2 protein-coding genes are annotated in these 807 nt (G+C 38.3%); both read right to left on the bottom strand.

What is annotated here, in order from left to right; all coding sequences use genetic code 11:
• Positions 1-134: IS630 transposase-related protein (locus tag E5983_RS09295; protein WP_160332216.1), on the bottom strand; the 134-nt coding region annotated here is incomplete at its 3' end.
• A 35-nt stretch (positions 135-169) separates the two neighbouring features.
• Positions 170-574: an SDR family NAD(P)-dependent oxidoreductase gene (locus tag E5983_RS09290; protein ID WP_160333516.1), complete on the bottom strand. Its 405-nt coding sequence runs from the start codon at positions 572-574 to the stop codon at positions 170-172.
• Positions 575-807 lie beyond the last annotated feature (233 nt).

Below are 807 nucleotides of genomic sequence, written 5' to 3'. Positions count from 1 at the left end.
GTTTTCTCTTTTAATTTAATCCATTGATAAATGGTATTACGAGAAATTTGGAAAACAGTTGCTGCTTCAGAAATACTGCCAATATTCTCACAATATGAAAGAACTTTTTCACGAAAATCTACTGAATATGCCATAAAAATAGTATAGCACAAAATGTGCGGTTTTTGTTTCATTCTACTATAATATGGCCTGATTTCTGTTCCCGCATGCCTGGCAAGACAGCCTGGGTCAAGGCTAAGAGACCAAAGACATTGACATCAAAATTTTTGCGCACCTCTTCAAGTGAAAATTCTTCCAAGGCTCCAAAAATACCATAGCCCGCATTGTTGACCAAGACATCAATACGCCCAAACTGATCCAAGGCTTGCTTAACAGCCATTTTGATACTGTCTTCTGTGAAGGCCATTTCCAAGGCTAGGAAATCAGTCCCAGCTTCCGGCACATGCGCCAAAACCTGATCCCGTAAGGTTACTGCATTTCGCGAAGTCGCGATAACACGATAGTCTTTTTCCAAAGCAGCAACCGCCACTTCCAAACCGATTCCTTTAGAAGCACCGGTCACAAATAAGGGCACCTCTAAAAACTAAATTTCTGAAAATCTAAATGTTGATTTATCAAGGTTTGAGTGATTAAATTTGAAGAAAAACTGGGGTTTTTAGAGGTCCCCATAATACTTTTTTCATTCAAATTCACCTCTGCGTAACAGTATACTCTATTTTGGCAAAAAAAGTTTCGGCTCTTTGTCAAGTTGTGTGGAATCCCTGAAAACTGACAGTTTTAGGCTTTTATTATTTAGCTTTTTAATAA

Origin of the sequence: Streptococcus danieliae, assembly GCF_009767945.1 — a bacterium.
In the GTDB taxonomy this organism is placed as follows: domain Bacteria; phylum Bacillota; class Bacilli; order Lactobacillales; family Streptococcaceae; genus Streptococcus; species Streptococcus danieliae.
This window is presented reverse-complemented; position numbering and strand designations above follow the sequence as displayed.